Here is a 17,465-nt window from a genome sequence, read left to right on the forward strand (position 1 = left end):
GCGCGCCTTGTGACAAGGGCGGGGGGCTGATAACGGCGCGGGTTCGTACGCCGCCCGAGGCCACGGTGGACCGGTCGTGCGGCTCCTCGCATCCGTACGCCGGGGGAGTGCCACCCGCTCTCCCGCCGGTCGCCCTTCGCCCGAACTGCTCAGCGGGAACGAGCAGTTCGCTCCACTCGCCCCTGACAGGCCGCGTAAAACCCTAGGAACTTTCCCTGATCCGCTCGGGACGCGCTTCGGAGAAGCTGGCGGTCAGCGACGGGACGGATCATGAGCGGAGCTTCGACGTTTGCATTCCTTGACACATAGGACGGCCGGGCCGGTGAGGCCGTGGCACGCACGGACCGGCGGGGCAGAGGGAGCGGGGGAGTGGCACCACTTCCCGGACAACCACCCGGCCCGCACTCCGGGACGCACCCCGGGCCGCGCTCCGGGACGGAGGCGCGGATGAACGAGACAACACGTGACACCCGCATCTCGACCATCCTGACCCTGTTGACACAGCGCGCGGAGCTCCAAGTCCGGCTGCTGCCCGCCGTCCTGGGAGTCTCCGGGCCCACCGTGCGCCGGGACCTCGCCGCCATGGAGGAGAGGGGACTGATCCGGCGGTCGTACGGGAGGATCGCCGCCGCCCGGCGCAGCCCCGAACTTCCGGTCAGCCTGCGGCGGTCGCAGAACACCGAGGCGAAGCGCCGGATCGGTGCGCTCGCCTCCTCCCTCGTCCCGAGCCGCCCGCTCACCCTGGCGCTCAGCGGAGGCAGCACGGCGGGCTTCGTGGCGCGGAGCCTGGCCGGCCGGTCGGACCTGACCGTGGTCACGAACGGGCTCGACACCGCGACCGTCCTGACGGAACGTCAGGCGGCGAAGGTGGTGGTCACCGGCGGCACCGTACGCCCGTTGTCCAACGATCTGGTCGGCAGACCCGCCGAGAGGACACTGCGTTCCTACCGCTTCGACTACGCGATCGTGGGTGTCGACGGCATCAGCCCGGCGGCCGGGTTCACCCAGTACAGCTCCGACGGAGCGGAGATCGACCGGGTCATGCTGGAGCAGGCGACGCGGCGGATCGTCGTGGCCGACAGCTCGAAACTGGGGCAGGTGCACCGGGCCAAGGTCGCCGACATCGACTCGGTCCACACCGTGGTCACCGACTCGTACGCGAACACGGACATGGTCGCCAAACTGCGCGGCACCGGCCTGGACATGGTCCTGGTGGCCATCCCCTCGTCCGTACGGCCCCACCGCCGCCGGTCCTCGTGACACCCGCGGCCGCAGCGGCCCGGGGTGTTCCGCGTACGGCTCACCGGTGACCGTCTCCGCCGCCCGCCTCCTGGACCCGCCGGCGCAGTTCTCTGCGGCTGCGCATCCCCAGCTTCACGAACACGCTCCGCAGGTGGTACTCGATCGTCTTCACGCTGAGTGTCAGCTCGTCGGCGATCTCCCGGTTGGTGCAGCCGAGCCCGACCAGGCGGGCCACCTCGCGCTCCCGACCGGTCAGCAGATGGTCCAGGTCCGGTGCGCCCCCGCGTTCGGGCGCGCAGGCCCGGCGTTCGGCCCGGCACTCCTCCAGGAACGGCCGCGCGCCCAGGCGGGTGAACAGGTCTTCGGCGCTGTCGAAGTGCGCGGTCGCGGCGCCCGCCCTGCCGAGTGCCGCCGACACCCGCCCGCGTGCGATCTCCAGCAGCCCTCGTATCAGCGGGATGTCCCGGCCGGGCCCGAGCAGTCCGACCGCCTCGGTGTACCGGCCGAGCGCGTCCTCGTGCGCGCCCGCCGCCTCCGCCGTACGGCCTTCCAGCCAGGCGTCGGCGACACGCAGGTGCGGGTTCGAGGCGTCGTCGCCCGTGGACTTCAGCTCCTCCATGGCCGCACGCGCGAGGTCGGCGAGACCGCACGAGACGAGCGACTCGGCGAGGAAGGGCAGCCAGCTCGTGGAGACGATGCGCACGCGCTCCGAGTGCGCGGAACGTTCGGCCAGCATCTGGAGGGCATCCACCACCCCGCGGTGGTCCCCGCGCGCTCGTGCCCGCATGGCCCGGGCCATGGCCGTGTGGTACTGCGGTCCTCCGAAGTCCAGTGGCTCGGCCAGGTGTTGGGCCTGGCGCAGACTCGTCTCGGCTGCTCTCTCGTTACCCCGGAACGCGTCGAGGACCGAGCGCAGCGACCACAGGGCGGGGGCGTCGAAACAGCGCCCCTGCTCGTCGTCGAGCGCCGTCCCCACTTCCCGCGCCGCCCGGTTCCAGTCGCCGCCCAGCAGATGACACATGGCGAGATGCACCGAGGCGCTCGTACCGAGGAGCCGGGCGGCGGCGGAGCGGCGGCGGGCCGTGACCATCGTCAAGTCGGTTGTCGCGGACGACAGTTGCGCGTCCGCGAGCCGGAGTATGCCCCGGACGGTCAGGGCCGGAAGGTCCTCCTCACCGATCCGGTCCGCGTCCTCGGGCAGGCCGGCCAAGAGGTCCAGCCCGGCTCCGGGGCCGTGCCACAGCGCAGTGCCGTAGGCGGCCAGAGCCCGCGCCGCCTGCCGGAGACCCGGAGGTACGACGACGTACGGCGCCCGCGCGCAGGCGTCCGGGACTGCACCGGACGGCGGCCCGGCGTCGGCGGGCCCGCTCGGTGCCGGGCGGGCCAGGGCCGGGTCGGTTTCCCGGCGGCGTCCGAGGGGGCCGTACAGGCCCGTCTCGCCCGCCGGGGGAGCCGGGCGAAGGGCCTGGTCGGAGTGGTGCCGGGCGGCTTCCCCCTGTCCCAGGATCGCGTGCACCAGCGCCAGCTCGGTGAGCACGACCGCCCGTTGACCGGGATGAGCCTCCCGCAGGGACTCCTGTGCCTGGTCCAGCAGCCGCCGTGCCGAGGTGAGGCGGCCGGCGGCGAACTCGGCCAGGCCCAGCGCCTCGTCCCGCCAGGGGCATGGCCGACGGGTGACCACCGCGTGCCCGTGCCGGGTCAGCTCCGCGTCGGCACCGGCCCAGAAGAGGAGCCGTACGGCGCCGTAGAGGAGATGGTCGGTCCGGTGGTCGTCCGCGTGCGAGAGGGATGCCGCCGACAGCAGCGTCCGTGCCGCGTGCAGGAGCCCGCCCTCGGCGAGTTCGCGGGTCGCGGTCTCCAGGAGGTCGGCGGCCAGGCGGGCGTCGACGGTCTCGGCGGCCGCCACCCGGTGCGCCAGCCCCTGTCGTTCGTCGACCGCGTCGACCGCGGCGACATGCAACGCGCGTCGCCGCACCGCCGGCAGCGTGTCGTACAGCGCGTCGCGGAACACGCCGTGTCTGATCGCCACGGTGGGCACCTGGGCATCCGTCCGCGTGATGAACTCCTCGTGGACCAGCGGGTCCAGCGCAGAGGTGCAGTCGGAGGCGCCCAGGACGGTGCTCAGGACCGGCACGGTCGCGGAACCGCCGAGCACGGCCAGCGCCTCAAGGGCCGCCACGCCCTCGGAGGGAACGCCCGTCAGCTGACGCCACACCACGGACGCGGGCAGGGCGGCCCGGTCCGGTCCGCCGGGACGCGCGGTGCCATGGCCGTCGAGCAGGCTTCTGAGATACAGCGGATGGCCGCCGGACCGCTGCACCAGGCGACCCGTGAGCACATCGTCGGCGAGATCCCCGAGCGCGGTGGCCACCACGGCCGCCGCTTCCGCCTCCGGCAGCTCGGCCAGAGCGATGTGGGTCAGCGGGGCCACCGTGTGCAACGCGTGCAGGACCTGCTCGTCCCAGCCGTGCGAGTGCCGCGCGGCCAGCACCAGGCACAGCGGCCCGCCCTCGCGCGCGGCCTCCAGCAACGCCTTCAGCGAGGGGCTGTCCGCCCACTGGGCGTCGTCCACGAACAGGGCCCAGGGGGCCGCCGATGTGTCCAGCAACTCCCGGAGCGCGCGCGGCCCCGAAGGAACGGCGGCGGGATTCTTCGCCGCCCGCGCACTCGGGCCCCCGGCCGGGGAGCGGTCCGGCACCCGCACCGCCGCCCGATGCAGCAGACGGGACAGACAGTCGACGTCGGAAGCCGCCGGGGGCGGTGTCGCCGTGCTGTCCAGCACGGCGAAGTCACTCAGGCCGGCCAGGAATTGACGCACGAGGGTCGTCTTTCCGATGCCGGGCGCCCCCTGTACGAGGACGACCGTGGCCGTGCCCGCGCGGGCCGAGTCGGCGGCGTCGCGCAGCGCCCGCGACTCGCTCAGGCGGCCCGTGCACATCTCCACGTAGTCACCGCCACGATCCTGACACCGGTTTCCCCTCTGCACTGTGGAACGGCAGCCTATGCCACGGACGCCGGACCCCCGACGGCGGACAGGCACCGACCACGGCGACGGTGTGCCCCTCCGCGCCATCAATCCGCCACCAATCCGCCATTAATCGGAATCCGAATACCTGTCCCGGGTCGTCGGAACGGAAAGAATCCGGGCAATTCCTCGGGAAAGCGTTCGAGTGGACCGTGCGCGAACAGTGAGCGTTTCCAACCCGTCGTCATCCCCTCCGCTCGTCCCGGTCCACCGCGGTGGGACGACGTCCCGGACCACGCCGTCGGGGTGTCGTCCGGGAGCGTTGCCGATGGATCACCGCTGGTCACTCCGTCATGGCACGGCCTCGGCGCGGACCGAGAGCCGTGCCGCAGGCGCACGCGGTGGTGCGGTTCCGGGGCTCCGGATCCCTCAACGCGCCCACTCATTCGGCGCCTTGACGCGAAACGACCCCGGGCACTAAAACGCCTCGCGGAGCCGGCCGAAAAAGTGAACTCCCCCCACGGATCCATTTCCTCCCCAGGCCGCTTCATCCCTCACGAACAGTCCCTCACGAACAGTCCCCCTCCTTGCGAAGGCCGAGCGATTCCGGCAGTCGGCTGGAGGAAATCAGAGTGGAGGCATGCCCCCATGAGCAGCAGGAGTCACTTGGACCGCCGTCCGGGCGCCGCAAGGAGGCGCCGCCTGTGTGCGGCGGCCTTGAGCGCGGGCCTGGCCGCCGGCGCCCTGGTCTCCCTCCCGGTCGGCCACGCGTCCGCTGCCGCCGGGTTCAAGCAGCGGGTGGCCGTACCGGCGTACTTCTACCCCGGTGACTCGGGAGCCTCGGGTGCCGGCAATCTGTGGCCACAGCTGTCCACTCCGGCCCCCGGCGCGGGCCTGGCCGTCGCCAACCCGGGGTCAGGACCCGGCGACAGCGAGGACGGCAACTACGCGAACGCCATCCGGACGGCGCACGACGCCGGGACGGAGGTGATCGGGTACGTCGACTCCGGATATCTCGGCACCAAGGGCGGGACCGCGCCCGACGGCGGCACGTCCATCGACGACTGGGTCGAGGGCGCGGAGCGCAACGTCGACAAGTGGTACAGCTACTACGGCGGTTCGGGCCTGGACGGGATCTTCTTCGACGACGGCCTCACCGCTTGCGGCACCCCGTCCGACGCCAACGCCTTCGTCGACGCCTACAAGAGGCTCCAGTCCTATGTGAAGGGCAAGGACGCCGACGCCAAGGTCGTCATCAACCCGGGGGCCTCGCCCGAGCAGTGCTACACAGGGGCCGCCGACACACTGGTCACCTTCGAGGGCACCTACGACGACTATGTGAACCACTACGGCGACGACCGCGAGTCCTGGGAGGCATCGGCCGACCCGTCGAAGATCTGGCATCTGATCCACACCACGGGCAGCCAGACGCGGATGCGGAACGCCATCGCCCTCTCGAAGCAGCGCAACGCGGGCTACGTCTACGCCACCGACGACGACAACTCCCACCCGTCGGGCCAGGAATGGGGCAACCCGTGGGACACCCCCCCGTCGTACTGGTCGGCCGAGGTGAACACCGTCGGCTGACCGCGGGCCGGTCCCGGTCGCCGCCCGTCACGACCCGTGGTCCTGCACGGCCCCTTTCACCCTCCGGAGCGCTTATATGAGGGCCCTACCAGCCCGACCCCGCAGAATCGCCCTACTGGCACTCTCCGCACTGCTCCTCCTCGTACCGGCCCTGTGGCCGCGCCTGACGCAGCCCGCGGCGGCCGACACCGGCTCCGTCTCGCTGCTGTACGACCCCGGCCCCGCGCACGACTGCTATGGGCTGGTCGTGGAGGACCCGCCGGACAAGAACACGACCCCCGATCCCGGACGCACCAGCAGCGCCGGCTGCGGTGCCTTCGCCGGAAACGAGGAGTTCACCCGGAAGAGCCCCGAGCGTCCCACCTGGGACATCGGCACCTACGGCTGGAACACCTCCAACTGGGGCACCTCACCCGGCTATTCCTTCACCACCCAGACCGCCGCCAAGACGGTGACCATGCAGAACGACGCCTCCGGGGTCTGCGGGCTGCACGAGACCAACGTCAGCTACACCTACCCCGACTCCCAGCTCAAACCCGGGCCCGACCGCGCGTACCGCACCGCCGCGGACGGCCGGATCAACGTCTCCTACCGTGCGAAGATCCAGCAGACCAAGCCCTTCACCTGCGATGAGAAGCGCGCGCTGCTCACCACGGACCTCATCTTCGAGGACTCCGAGCACGGCTCGGCACACCCTGACGTGATCTCCGTCATCCACTACGATCCCGGCACGTTCAAGGCGCCCGGCAGCAACGGTGTCGTCTGGTACACCAGGGACGACACGACGATGACCTGCCCCGACGGCTGCCGCGTCATGGTGCGCGCCCCCGATCTGATGAAGGACGCCACCTGGGCGTCGATCGACGACGACTTCAGCCAGTTGTTCGACAAGTACGTCGACTACGTCAACCCCGAGCACCTCCCGAAGTCCGACTTCGTCCTGCGCGGTGTGCAGATCGTCAGCAGCAACACGGGCAGCTCCACGACGGCCTCGGTCAGCGACGTCGACGCGCGGATGACGCCCAACGCACCCGTCCACGCACCTCTGACGTACGGCCTCAAGGGCAGCGACGGGCAGTCCCTGTGCCTGGACGACTACAACAACGCCACGAAGCCGCCGGCCGTCGCCGACATCTGGGACTGCAACGGCGGCGACGCGCAGGACTGGACCATCGGCCAGGACGCCACCCTCCAGGTGCACGGCATGTGCCTGGGCGTGTCCGGGGACCGCACGGCCGACCACACGCCCGTCGGGCTCGACCCGTGCGACGAGGGAGCGCACCAGAAGTGGGTCCTGGGCCGCTACGGCCAGATCTACAACCCCGTGTCCGGCCGCTGCCTGGAGGTCGCGAACGGGTCCAGCACCAGGGGCGACAAGAACCTCGAACTCTTCGACTGCTGGGGCGGCACCCAGCAGAAGTGGTGGACTCCGGCCGGCGACTACCGCTGAGAGTCGTCCGGCGACGGCCGCGCGGCGGCGATACGCCGAAGGGCCGCACCGGACCGGTGCGGCCCTTCGGCCTGCCCTGCCTCATGTCAGACAGGGATGTCCTTCCTCATGCCCCCTCACGCCAGTGAGAATTTCTGGGCGGCCGAGCCGTTGCAGTCCCAGATCTGGAGGCGGGTGCCGTTGGCGGTGGCACCCGACGGGGAGTCGATGCACCGGCCGGTGGTCGGATTGGACATCGAGCCGTCGGCATCGGCGACCCAGTTCTGGTAGCCGCCGCCGTTGCAGTTGGCCAGCTGGAGCTTGGTGCCGGCCGCGTTCACCCCGCCCGCGATGTCCAGGCACTTGCCGAGCGTGCGCAGGGTCTGGCCGTTCCAGGTCCACTTCTGGTCGAGAGACGTCGCCTGCTGGCAGTCCCAGAGCTGGACCGCGGTGCCGTCGCCGCCGGTGTCGTCGCCCGCCACGTCCAGGCACTTGCCGCCCGGTCCGTAGATCGGGGTGCCGATGGCGAACTGCTGGGCGGCGGAGCCGTTGCAGTCCCAGATCTGGAGGCGGGTGCCGTTCGCGGTGGCGCCCGACGGGGAGTCGATGCACCGGCCGCTGGTCGGGTTCCGCAGCGTGCCGTCGGGCTGCCGCACCCAGGACTGGTAGCCGCCGCTGTTGCACGTGGCGAGTTGCAGCTTCGTACCGGCGGCGCTGTTGCCGCCGGCGATGTCCAGGCACTTGCCGAGGGTCTGGAGGGTCTGGCCGCTCCAGGTCCAGTGCTGGTCCTTGGCCGCCGACTGGCAGTCCCAGAGCTGGACCGCGGTGCCGTCGCCGCCGGTGTCGTCGCCCGCCACGTCCACGCACTTGCCGCCGGGTCCGGTGATCGTCTGGCCGCTCACCGAGCCGCCGCCACCCCCGCCTCCGGAGCCGGGCGCCTTGTTGTAGACGGACACCGAGTCGATGACGAGCTTGCCGCCGGAGACCGTGGCCGCGTTCGGGCCCCCGCCGAAGGCGTCCGGGAAGCCGCCGCCGATCGCCAGGTCGTAGATGATGAAGAAGGGGTGGTCGACCGCGTCGGACCAGGTCGTCGCGTCCACCTGGTTGGCGTTGATCGTGTAGAAGTTGTTCCCGTCGAGGTAGAACCTGATCTGCTCCGGCGACACGGAGCGGTCGATCTCCGCCGCGTAGTCGTGGAAGCCGGTCTGGCAGCCAGAACAGGCGCGTTCACCCGAGCCGATGCCGGTCGACTCGTTGCACGGCCCACCCGGATTCACACCGCAGTGCAGGGTGCTGAAGACGGAACTGCGGCCGTTGATGTCCTCCATGATGTCGACCTCGCCGGACTTCGGCCAGGTCACCCCGGAGCGCAGCGGCGCGCCGAGCATCCAGAACGCCGGCCAGTAGCCCGCGCCGTTCGAGGTGTTGACGTTGGGCTGCTGGAGGACGGACTCGATGCGTACGACCCCGCCCGCCGGGGCGCCGAAGCCCGCCGACTGGGTCTCCACGCGCCCGGAGGTCCATCCGCTGCGCGCGTCGGAGCCCGAGTGCAGGGCCTGGAGCACCAGATGGCCCTGACCGTCGTAGTAGACGTTCGAGGTGCTGTTGGTCATCGTCTCGATCTCACCGGTGCCGAAGCTGCTGCCCGGCCCGGTGTCGTACTTCCACAGGCTCTGATCGATGCCGGTGCCGGACGCGCCGTTGAAGTCGTCGCTCCACGTGAGCGTGAAACCCGACGGCGCGGGGGGCACTGCCGCCTGGGCGTTCAGTGTCGTGGTGAGCGTGGCCGCCACCGTCATCACGACGACGGGAAGCAGAGAGAGCGCTCTCCTCCACCCGCCGTGAGGTGCCTTTGGGGGTAGTCGCATAGGTCTGGCCTCCGAAGAAGGGCGTGATCGCGTCTGTTCGCCGCGCCGACTCTGGTGACGGCCGGGCTCTCGTCCCCAATCGGCGGATGCATCCTCAACTCTGTTGAGGATGGGCGGTGTTGAGTCGTGTGGAGTTCTGTGCGAGCAGACGGTATTGGCGCAGACCAATACCGTCAAGACCACTGTCCCCATGTCACGGGGGTTGACGGAGATTGTCGACCGGCTCTAATTTCACGGCTTGTAAAAAGCGGTAAGACGAGCACGGCAGCTGGATCCGGCAGGCGCTGCACCCCCCACCTCACCCGCACGACTGATCGCCCGTTTCCCCCTGGCTCCCCCCCACCCCTCAGGGCGACGGTCCGTCATGTCTGCAAGCCACTTCACTCCCGGAAGGGACTCGCCTCGTGCCTCTCTCGTCCCACCGCCACCGCCACCGCCGGTCGCGCGCACCCCTGGCCATGGCACTGGCGGCCGCCCTGGCCGTGGTCGGCGCCCTCGTGGCCGTCGACTCGGGCCCGGCCAGTGCCGCGACCGCGGGCGCCCTGACCAACCTCGGCAACGGCAAGTGCCTCGATGTCACCGACGGGTCGACCGCCGACGGCACCCCGGCCCAGATGTGGTCATGCGCACCGGGCCCCAACCAGAGCTGGACGCTGAACGGCGACGGCTCCCTGACCGCGCTGGGCAAATGCCTGGACCTGGTGAACAACGGCACGACCAACGGCACCGCGGTGCACATGTGGACCTGCTACAGCACCGTGGCCACCCAGAAGTGGAAGCTCACCGCGGCCGGCGACCTGGTCAACACGGCCGCCGGCAGATGCCTGGACATCAAGGACGGCAACAACGCCGACGGCGCCCGCCTCCAGATCTGGGACTGCGCCGGCACCGGCAACCAGAAGTGGAGCTACGCGGGCTCCACGGCCCCGACGCCCCCCACCACACCGCCCCCCACCTCTCCCTCGGGCAAGGACCCCGACCTCGGCCCGAACACGGTGATCTTCGACCCCTCGATGTCCGCGTCGTCCATCCAGTCCAAGCTCAACAGCATCTTCAGCCAGCAGCAGTCCAACCAGTTCGGCTCCCAGCGCTACGCCGTGCTGTTCAAGCCGGGCTCGTACGACGCGGACGTCAACGTCGGCTTCTACACCCAGGTCGCGGGGCTCGGTCCGACTCCGGACTCGGTGAACATCAATGGTGCCGTGCATGCCGAGGCCGACTGGATGGGCGGCAACGCCACCTGCAACTTCTGGCGTGACGCCGAGAACATGTCGGTCACCCCGACCGGCGGCAGCGACCGCTGGGCGGTCTCCCAGGCCGCCCCGTACCGGCGCATGCATGTGCGCGGCGACCTCAAGCTGGACGACGGCGGCTGGTCCAGCGGCGGCTTCATCTCCGACTCCAAGATCGACGGACAGATCCAGTCCGGCAGCCAGCAGCAGTTCCTGACCAAGAACAGCCGGATGGGCTCCTGGTCCGGCTCCAACTGGAACATGGTGTTCGTCGGCGACCAGGGCGCCCCGGGTCAGTCCTTCCCGACGTACACCAACGTCTCCTCCGCGCCGGTCAACCGCGAGAAGCCGTACCTCTACATCGACGGTTCCGGTGCCTGGCAGGTCTTCGTGCCCGCCGCGCAGACCAACGCCTCCGCGACGACCTGGAGCGGCAAGACCGAGGCCGGGACCTCGATACCGCTCAGCCAGTTCTACATCGCCAAGCCCGGCGCGACCGCGGCCGACATGAACGCCGCTCTGGCCGCCGGAAAGAACCTGCTGGTCACACCTGGTGTCTACCACCTCGACCAGACGCTCGACGTCACCCGGCCCGACACCGTGGTGCTCGGCCTTGGCCTGGCCACCCTGGTCCCGGACAACGGCATCACCGCGCTGAGCACCGCCGACGTCGACGGCATCAAGATCGCCGGTCTGCTCGTCGACGCGGGCACCACCAACTCCCAGACCCTGATGCGGATCGGCCCGAACGGCACGTCGGCCGGTCACGCGGCGGACCCGACGACCCTGAGCGACGTGTTCTTCCGGATCGGCGGCGCCACCGTCGGCAAGGCCACCCAGTCCCTGGTCGTCAACACCAGCAATACGATCATCGACCACACCTGGATCTGGCGCGCCGACCACGGCAACGGCGGCACGGTCGGCTGGACCACCAACACCGCCGACACCGGCCTGGTCGTCAACGGCGCCGACGTCACCGCGTACGGGCTGTTCGTCGAGCACCTGCGCAAGACCGACGTCATCTGGAACGGCAACGGCGGTCGGACGTACTTCTTCCAGAACGAGCTGCCCTACGACCCGCCGGACCAGGCCGCCTTCAAGAACGGCTCCACCAACGGCTATCCCGCCTACAAGGTCGCCGACTCCGTCACCAGCCACGAGGCGTGGGGCCTGGGCAGCTACGCCTACTTCAACGTCAACCCCTCGATCGTGGAGGACCACTCCTTCGAGGTGCCGGGGACCTCCGGGGTGAAGTTCCACGACATGGTGACCGTCGTCCTCGGCGGCGCGGGCACCATCAGCCACATCGTCAACAGCACCGGCGCGACCGTCACACCGAGCAACAACGTGGCGTACCTGACGAACTACCCGTAGCCGCACCGAGCGCGGGACACCCCCACACAGCCGTGCCAGGAGGACCCCCCATGATACGTACCCTCAGAAGATGGTTGGCCGCCTCGATCTGCGTCCTTCCGCTGGCCGCGGGCGGCCTTCTCACCACCGCCGGGACGGCATCGGCGGCCGCCAACCCCGGCCCCGGCTTCCCGGCCCACTACTCCGCCCCGTACGCGGAGATGTGGAACGACCCGTCCACGCTCATGAACGCGTACAACGCGACCGGGAACAAGTACTACACACTCGCCTTCATCATCAGCCAGGGCACCTGCAACGCCACCATCAACGGTGACACGCCCGTCACCGACTCCGGCTGGAACAACGCCATCAACAGTCTGCGCGCGGCCGGCGGCGACGTCATCGCCTCCTTCGGGGGTGCGAGCGGCTCCGAGCTCGCCTCGTGCGGCACGGTCGCGGCCATGCAGGCCCAGTACAAGAAGGTCATCGACCAGTTCAACCTGACCCGCGTCGACCTGGACATCGAGGGCGGCACCCTGGACGACACCGCCGCCAACGACCGGCGCAACCAGGCGCTCGCCAACCTCCAGCAGGACTACGCCGCCCAGGGCAAGAAGCTGGACGTGGACTACACGCTGCCCGTCAGCCCGAACGGCCTGGAGTCAGGCGGCGTCGCCCTCCTCCAGAACGCCAAGAGCCACAATCTGAACGTCAACCTGGTCAACATCATGACCATGGACTACGGGCCGGCGATGGACATGGGGCAGGCCGCGATCAGCGCGGCCAACGGCCTGCACAGCCAGCTCGGGCAGATCTGGAACACCAAGACCTCCGCCCAGCTGTGGGCCATGGAGGGCAACTGCCCGATGATCGGCGTGAACGACACCAGCGCCGAGGTGTTCACCGTCCAGGACGCCCAGGAACTGGAGTCCTTCGCGGCCGCCAACGGTATCCAGGAGCTGACCTTCTGGGCGCTCAGCCGGGACAACCAGGGCTCCAGCGGCACCGCGCAGAGCGACCACCAGTTCACCAACATCTTCAAGGCCGTCACCGGCGGCGGCTCCACGCCGCCCCCGACCGGTGGCACCACGCCCATCCATGGCTACGGCGGCAAGTGCGTCGACGTCGCCGGGGCCAACTCGGCCAACGGCACCCCGGTCACCCTGTACACCTGCAACGGCACGAGCGCACAGCAGTGGACGCACAGCGGCAACACCCTCGGCGCGCTGGGCAAGTGCCTCGACGTCACCGCGGCCGGCACGGCCAACGGCACCAAGGTCCAGCTCTACGACTGCAACGGGACCAACGCCCAGGCCTGGACGACCGGTTCGAACGGCAGCCTGGTCAACACCGGTTCGGGCAAGTGCCTGGACGACACCGACTGGAGCACGGCCGACGGCAACCAACTCCAGATCTGGACCTGCACCGGCTCCGCGAACCAGAGCTGGACGCTGGGCTGACAACCGCCGGCCCACCGGCGCCCCTTGTCCCGACCCCCCCACACAAGGAAGACCCCCCATGGTCAGAACCAGCATCCGGCTTCCCCGCACCATGGTCCGCCTGCTCGCCCTGCTGGCCGTCGTGCTCGGCGTCCTGGCTGTCCCCGCCCACCGGGCCCAGGGCGCCACGCCGTTCAAGATCCTGGCGTTCTACGACGGCACCTACGACGCCGCGCACATCAGCTTCGTCCACGAGGCCAACGCGTGGTTCCCGCAGCAGGCGGCGGCGAACGGCTACTCGTACACCGCGACCAACGACTGGAGCCAGCTGAACACGGCGAACCTGGCGAAGTACCAGGTCGTCATGTTCCTGGACAACTATCCGCAGACCGCGGCCCAGCGCAGCGCGTTCCAGACGTACATGAACAACGGCGGCGCCTGGATGGGCTTCCATGTGTCGGCGTACAACGACCAGACGCCCAGCGACTGGTCCTGGTACCACGAGACCTTTCTCGGCACCGGCACGTTCCGGTCCAACACCTGGGGGCCGACCGCCGAGACGCTGAGGATCGAGGACCCGAACCACCCGGCGGCGGCGGGCCTGCCCCCGACGATCACCTCGTCGGTCAGCGAGTGGTACAGCTGGCAGTACGACCTGCGGAAGAATCCGGACATCGACATCCTGGCGTCGATGGACCAGTCGACCTTCCCGGTCGGCACGGACCCCAACCAGTCCTGGAACAGCGGCTACTACCCGATCGTATGGTCGAACCGTAACTACAAGATGATCTACAACAACTTCGGCCACAACGCCATGGACTACGCCACGAACACGACGCTGTCGTCGACGTTCGGCAGCGCCGAGCAGAACAAGCTCTTGCTTCAGGGGCTGCGCTGGCTCGGCGGCGCGTCCGGCCCGGTCACCCCGCCGCCCGGCGGCGCTTCGGGCGCGATCAAGGGCATCGGCGGCAAGTGCGTGGACGTCGCCGGGGCGAACTCGGCCAACGGCACGGCCGTCCAGCTCTACGACTGCAACGGCACCGGCGCCCAGACCTGGACCGCCGGCTCCGACGGGACGCTACGGGCGCTGGGCAAGTGCCTGGACGTCACGGCGGCCGGTACGGCCAACGGCACGAAGGTGCAGCTGTACGACTGCAACGGCACCGGCTCCCAGATCTGGCGCGGGGGCGGCGACGGCTCGCTGGTGAACCCCCAGTCGGGCAAGTGCCTCGACGCCACCGACCAGAGCTCGGCCAACGGCACCCGGTTGCAGATCTGGTCCTGCACCGGATCCGCCAACCAGACCTGGACACTGCCGTCCTGAGCCCGTACGCGCTCGGCGGTCAACCGGCGAACGAGGCGCCCGCGAGGGCCAGCAGCGAGCGTACGGCCGGGTCGGCGTGCGGCCGGTGCAGGGCCGCGAGGGTGGTGGTGAGTTCGGGAGCCTCGTCGGTGAGCGGGAGGAAACGGACGCCCGGGAAGGAGAGCGCGGCGGTGTGCTCGGGGGCGAGGGTGACGCACAGGCCGGAGGCGACATAGCTGAGCAGGCCGGGCAGATCGTCGGCGTGGGCGCGGACGGTGGGCACGAAACCCGCGCGGTCGCAGGCCAGGAGCGCGCGCTGGGCCAGTTGTTGGAGCGGCCCGTCGCCGGCGAGGGCGAAGGAGTCCTCGCGCAGGTCGGCCAGGGAGAGACGGCCGGCCCCGGCGCGGCGGTGGGCCACGGGCAGGGCGGCGGCCAGGCGTTCCCCGGTGAGCCGGTGGACGGTCAGGTCCTCGATGTCGGGTGGGGGCTGGCGTACCAGCGCGAGTTCCACGGTGCCGCTGCGGACGAGATCGATCAGGGCCGCGGTGGACCCCTGGCGCAAGTGCAGGCGCAGACCCGGCAGTTGCTCGGCGGCGTCGGCGAGCAGACGCGGCAGATGCCAGTGGCCGAGGCTGTTGACGAAGCCGATGTTCAGCTCGCCCTCGGCTCCGGAGGCGATCCGGCGGGCGCGGGCGACGGCGGACTCCTGGGCGTCGAGGATCCGCCGGGCGTCGGCCGCGAAGGCCTCACCGGCGGGGGTGAGGCTGACGCCTTGACTGCTGCGGGTGCACAGCCGGGTGCCGATGATTCTCTCCAGGCGCTGCACCGCCTGGCTGAGCGGGGGCTGACTCATCATCAGGCGGCTTGCCGCGCGACCGAAATGCTTCTCCTCGGCCAGCACGGTGAACTGTTCCAGCAGGCGGGGCGTGAGATCCATGAGGTGAGCGTAGATCGGGTGGTGGACGGTGAGTAGTGGCGGCGGGACGCACGGACCACGGCTGGGCCGGGGTCCGTGCGACCGCGGGGTCAGACGGCGAGCAGCGCCCAGACGTCGTCCGCGGCGAGCGCCGCCCGGCCCAGCAGGGCGGTCCAGTGGGACTCGTCGCCGTCCTCGTCCCGCCAGGACCACAACCGGGTGGTGGCGAACCGCAGTTCGCTGAGCTGGGTGAAGCCGATGGCGCCGTGCAACTGGTGGGCGATACGGGCGATCTCGGCGACCGAGGCGGAGGCCTGTGCCTTGGCGGCCGCCACGCCGACCGGCGACAGCTCGCGAGCGGCGGCGTCCACCGCGGCGCGGACCAGCGCGGACTCCTCGATCAGGCGGGCCTCCTCCTGCTTGACGGCCTGGAAGTGGCTGAGCGGGCGGCCGAACTGGACGCGGGTGGTGGTGTGTCGGGCCGTCAGCTCGACGCAGCGCTCGGCGGCGCCCGCGATCAGCGCGGCACGGGCGAGGGCGGCACGGAGTCCGGCCTCGGCCAGCTCGGCCGGGGTGAGCGGGCGGACGTCGTCGGCGGCCACCGCGTAGTCGTGCAGCTGGAGGGTGTCCCGGGGCTCGCCGGCGAGGTTGGTGCCGGGCACCGCGGTGGCACGGGCCGGGTCGACCGGGAACAGTACGGGCCCGCGCGGGCCCTCGGTCAGTACGAGCACGGTGGACGTGGCGCCGTACGGCACCCGGGGCAGGGTGCCCGAGACCCGGAGCGCCGCGTCCTGCCCCGAGGTGCCGATCGGGCCGACCCGGGTGACGGCGGGGTGGGCGTACGCGAGCGAGAGGCCGTCGGCGATCGCGACAGTCGACGGGCCCTCGGGGAGGACGACGTCGAGGTGCCCGAGCACGGTCTCGGCGAACGGGCCGGGCCCGGCGAGGCGGCCCGCCTCGCACAGGGCGGCGACGCGGGTGGCGAGGGTGGTGGTCATGACTGCCGCTCCAGACCGCGGGTGATGATGCCGCGAAGGATCTCGTTGGTGCCGCCGCGCAGGGTGTAGCCGGGACTGTGCAGCAGCGCGTAGGCGAGGTGGTGAGGGTAGGAGCCGGGCGTGGCCCCGGTATCGGCGGTGCGGGGCAGGATGCGCCGCACCTCGTGCACGAGGTCGCCCTCCAGCCGTGTCCCCAGGTCCTTGACCAGCGCGGCCCGCACATCGGCGGGGCGACCCGCGTCCAGCGCGTCGGCGACGCCGAGCGAGAGCTGCCGTATCGCGGAGATCCGGGCGAGCAGGGCGCCGAGCCGGGCCTGCTGATCGGGGGTGGCGGCGCCCCGGCGCAGTTCGCGGGTCAGCGAGACCAGCAGCGGGAAGGTGGAGAGGTAGCGCTCGGGTCCGCTGCGTTCGAAGGCCAGCTCGCCGGTGACCTGCTTCCAGCCGTCGCCCTCCTGGCCGAGCAGCATGTCGTCGGGGACCTCGACGCCGTCGAGGTGGAACCAGTTGAAGGTGTGCTCGCCGGTCAGCAGGTGGATCGGCTCGGTGCGTACGCCGGGGGCGCGCAGGTCCACGATGAACTGGCTGAGCCCCTGGTGCCGGTCCTCGTGCTCACCGGTACGGGCCAGCACGATCGCGTAGTCGTTGACATGCGCGCCGCCGGTCCACTTCTTCGTACCGGTCAGCCGCCAGCCGCCGGGCACCCGCTCGGCGCGGGTGCGCACATTGGCGAGGTCGGAGCCGGCCTCCTGCTCGCTCATGCCGATGGAGAAGAAGCAGCGCCCGGCCGCGATGGCGGGCAGGAACCGCTGTCTCTGCTCCTCGGTCCCATGGGCCAGGATCGAGGGCCCGGCCTGGCGGTCGGCGACCCAGTGCGCGGAGACGGGCGCCCCGGCGGCGAGCAGTTCCTCGATCACGACGACGCGGGCGGCGAATCCGCGCCCGCCACCCCCGTATCGGGGCGGCAGCGCCATGCCGACCCAGCCGCGCCCGGCGAGCCGGCGGCTGAAGTCCGGGTCCCAGCCGGTCAGCCAGGAGTCGGGGCGGCCGAGCACGGTGCCGCGGGCGCGCTCCTCGGCGAGGAAGTCCCGTACCTCCCCGCGCAGTTTGCGGGTGTCGTTGGTCTCGGTCATGGA

The 17,465-nt window shown here is 70.7% G+C and carries 11 protein-coding genes; 6 read left to right on the top strand and 5 right to left on the bottom strand.

Translation table 11 applies throughout. The features are described 5' to 3' along the window. Window positions 1-447: 447 nt before the first annotated feature. Window positions 448-1,260, top strand: a complete 813-nt coding sequence (locus HEP81_RS37855) for a DeoR/GlpR family DNA-binding transcription regulator (protein WP_037658933.1) — start codon at window positions 448-450, stop codon at window positions 1,258-1,260. A 40-nt stretch (window positions 1,261-1,300) separates the two neighbouring features. Here the strand turns inward: HEP81_RS37855 and HEP81_RS37860 are convergent, their stop codons facing one another. Then, window positions 1,301-4,180, bottom strand: coding sequence for a helix-turn-helix transcriptional regulator (locus tag HEP81_RS37860; protein WP_037658931.1), 2,880 nt, complete (start codon window positions 4,178-4,180; stop codon window positions 1,301-1,303). A gap of 675 nt (window positions 4,181-4,855) precedes the next feature. On the opposite strand from HEP81_RS37860, the gene HEP81_RS37865 reads away from it, so the two are divergent. After that, window positions 4,856-5,794, top strand: coding sequence for a spherulation-specific family 4 protein (locus tag HEP81_RS37865; RefSeq protein WP_078967525.1), 939 nt, complete (start codon window positions 4,856-4,858; stop codon window positions 5,792-5,794). 76 nt (window positions 5,795-5,870) lie between these two features. Beyond that, window positions 5,871-7,244 (top strand): RICIN domain-containing protein, encoded by a 1,374-nt coding sequence (locus tag HEP81_RS37870; protein WP_037658929.1) that lies wholly within the window; start codon window positions 5,871-5,873, stop codon window positions 7,242-7,244. 116 nt (window positions 7,245-7,360) lie between these two features. On the opposite strand, the gene HEP81_RS37875 is transcribed toward HEP81_RS37870, so the two are convergent. After that, complete coding sequence (locus HEP81_RS37875) at window positions 7,361-9,022, bottom strand: ricin-type beta-trefoil lectin domain protein (protein ID WP_243279734.1); 1,662 nt, start codon at window positions 9,020-9,022, stop codon at window positions 7,361-7,363. Between the two features lie 527 nt (window positions 9,023-9,549). Here HEP81_RS37875 and HEP81_RS37880 point away from each other — a divergent pair. From HEP81_RS37880 to HEP81_RS37890, 3 genes are read left to right on the top strand one after another with little or no spacing between them, the layout of a single operon-like run. Next, the gene (locus tag HEP81_RS37880; RefSeq protein WP_037658927.1) at window positions 9,550-11,697 is read left to right on the top strand and encodes an RICIN domain-containing protein; all 2,148 of its coding nucleotides are present in this window, start codon (window positions 9,550-9,552) and stop codon (window positions 11,695-11,697) included. Between the two features lie 50 nt (window positions 11,698-11,747). Next, complete coding sequence (locus tag HEP81_RS37885) at window positions 11,748-13,136, top strand: chitinase (RefSeq protein WP_037658926.1); 1,389 nt, start codon at window positions 11,748-11,750, stop codon at window positions 13,134-13,136. 58 nt (window positions 13,137-13,194) lie between these two features. After that, window positions 13,195-14,439 (top strand): ThuA domain-containing protein, encoded by a 1,245-nt coding sequence (locus tag HEP81_RS37890; RefSeq protein ID WP_037658925.1) that lies wholly within the window; start codon window positions 13,195-13,197, stop codon window positions 14,437-14,439. A 19-nt stretch (window positions 14,440-14,458) separates the two neighbouring features. Here HEP81_RS37890 and HEP81_RS37895 read toward each other — a convergent pair whose 3' ends face one another. The 3 genes from HEP81_RS37895 to HEP81_RS37905 form a co-directional block, all read right to left on the bottom strand. Beyond that, the gene (locus tag HEP81_RS37895; RefSeq protein WP_037658924.1) at window positions 14,459-15,355 is read right to left on the bottom strand and encodes a LysR family transcriptional regulator; all 897 of its coding nucleotides are present in this window, start codon (window positions 15,353-15,355) and stop codon (window positions 14,459-14,461) included. Between the two features lie 89 nt (window positions 15,356-15,444). Beyond that, window positions 15,445-16,332 carry an acyl-CoA dehydrogenase family protein gene (locus HEP81_RS37900; protein ID WP_051850365.1) on the bottom strand — a complete coding sequence of 296 codons (888 nt, stop codon included), beginning with the start codon at window positions 16,330-16,332 and terminating at the stop codon, window positions 15,445-15,447. Beyond that, window positions 16,329-17,462, bottom strand: coding sequence for an acyl-CoA dehydrogenase family protein (locus HEP81_RS37905; RefSeq protein ID WP_051850364.1), 1,134 nt, complete (start codon window positions 17,460-17,462; stop codon window positions 16,329-16,331). The genes HEP81_RS37900 and HEP81_RS37905 overlap by 4 nt, the downstream gene beginning before the upstream one ends. Window positions 17,463-17,465 lie beyond the last annotated feature (3 nt).

Origin of the sequence: Streptomyces griseofuscus, from assembly GCF_014673495.1 — a bacterium.
In the GTDB taxonomy this organism is placed as follows: Bacteria; Actinomycetota; Actinomycetes; order Streptomycetales; family Streptomycetaceae; genus Streptomyces; species Streptomyces murinus.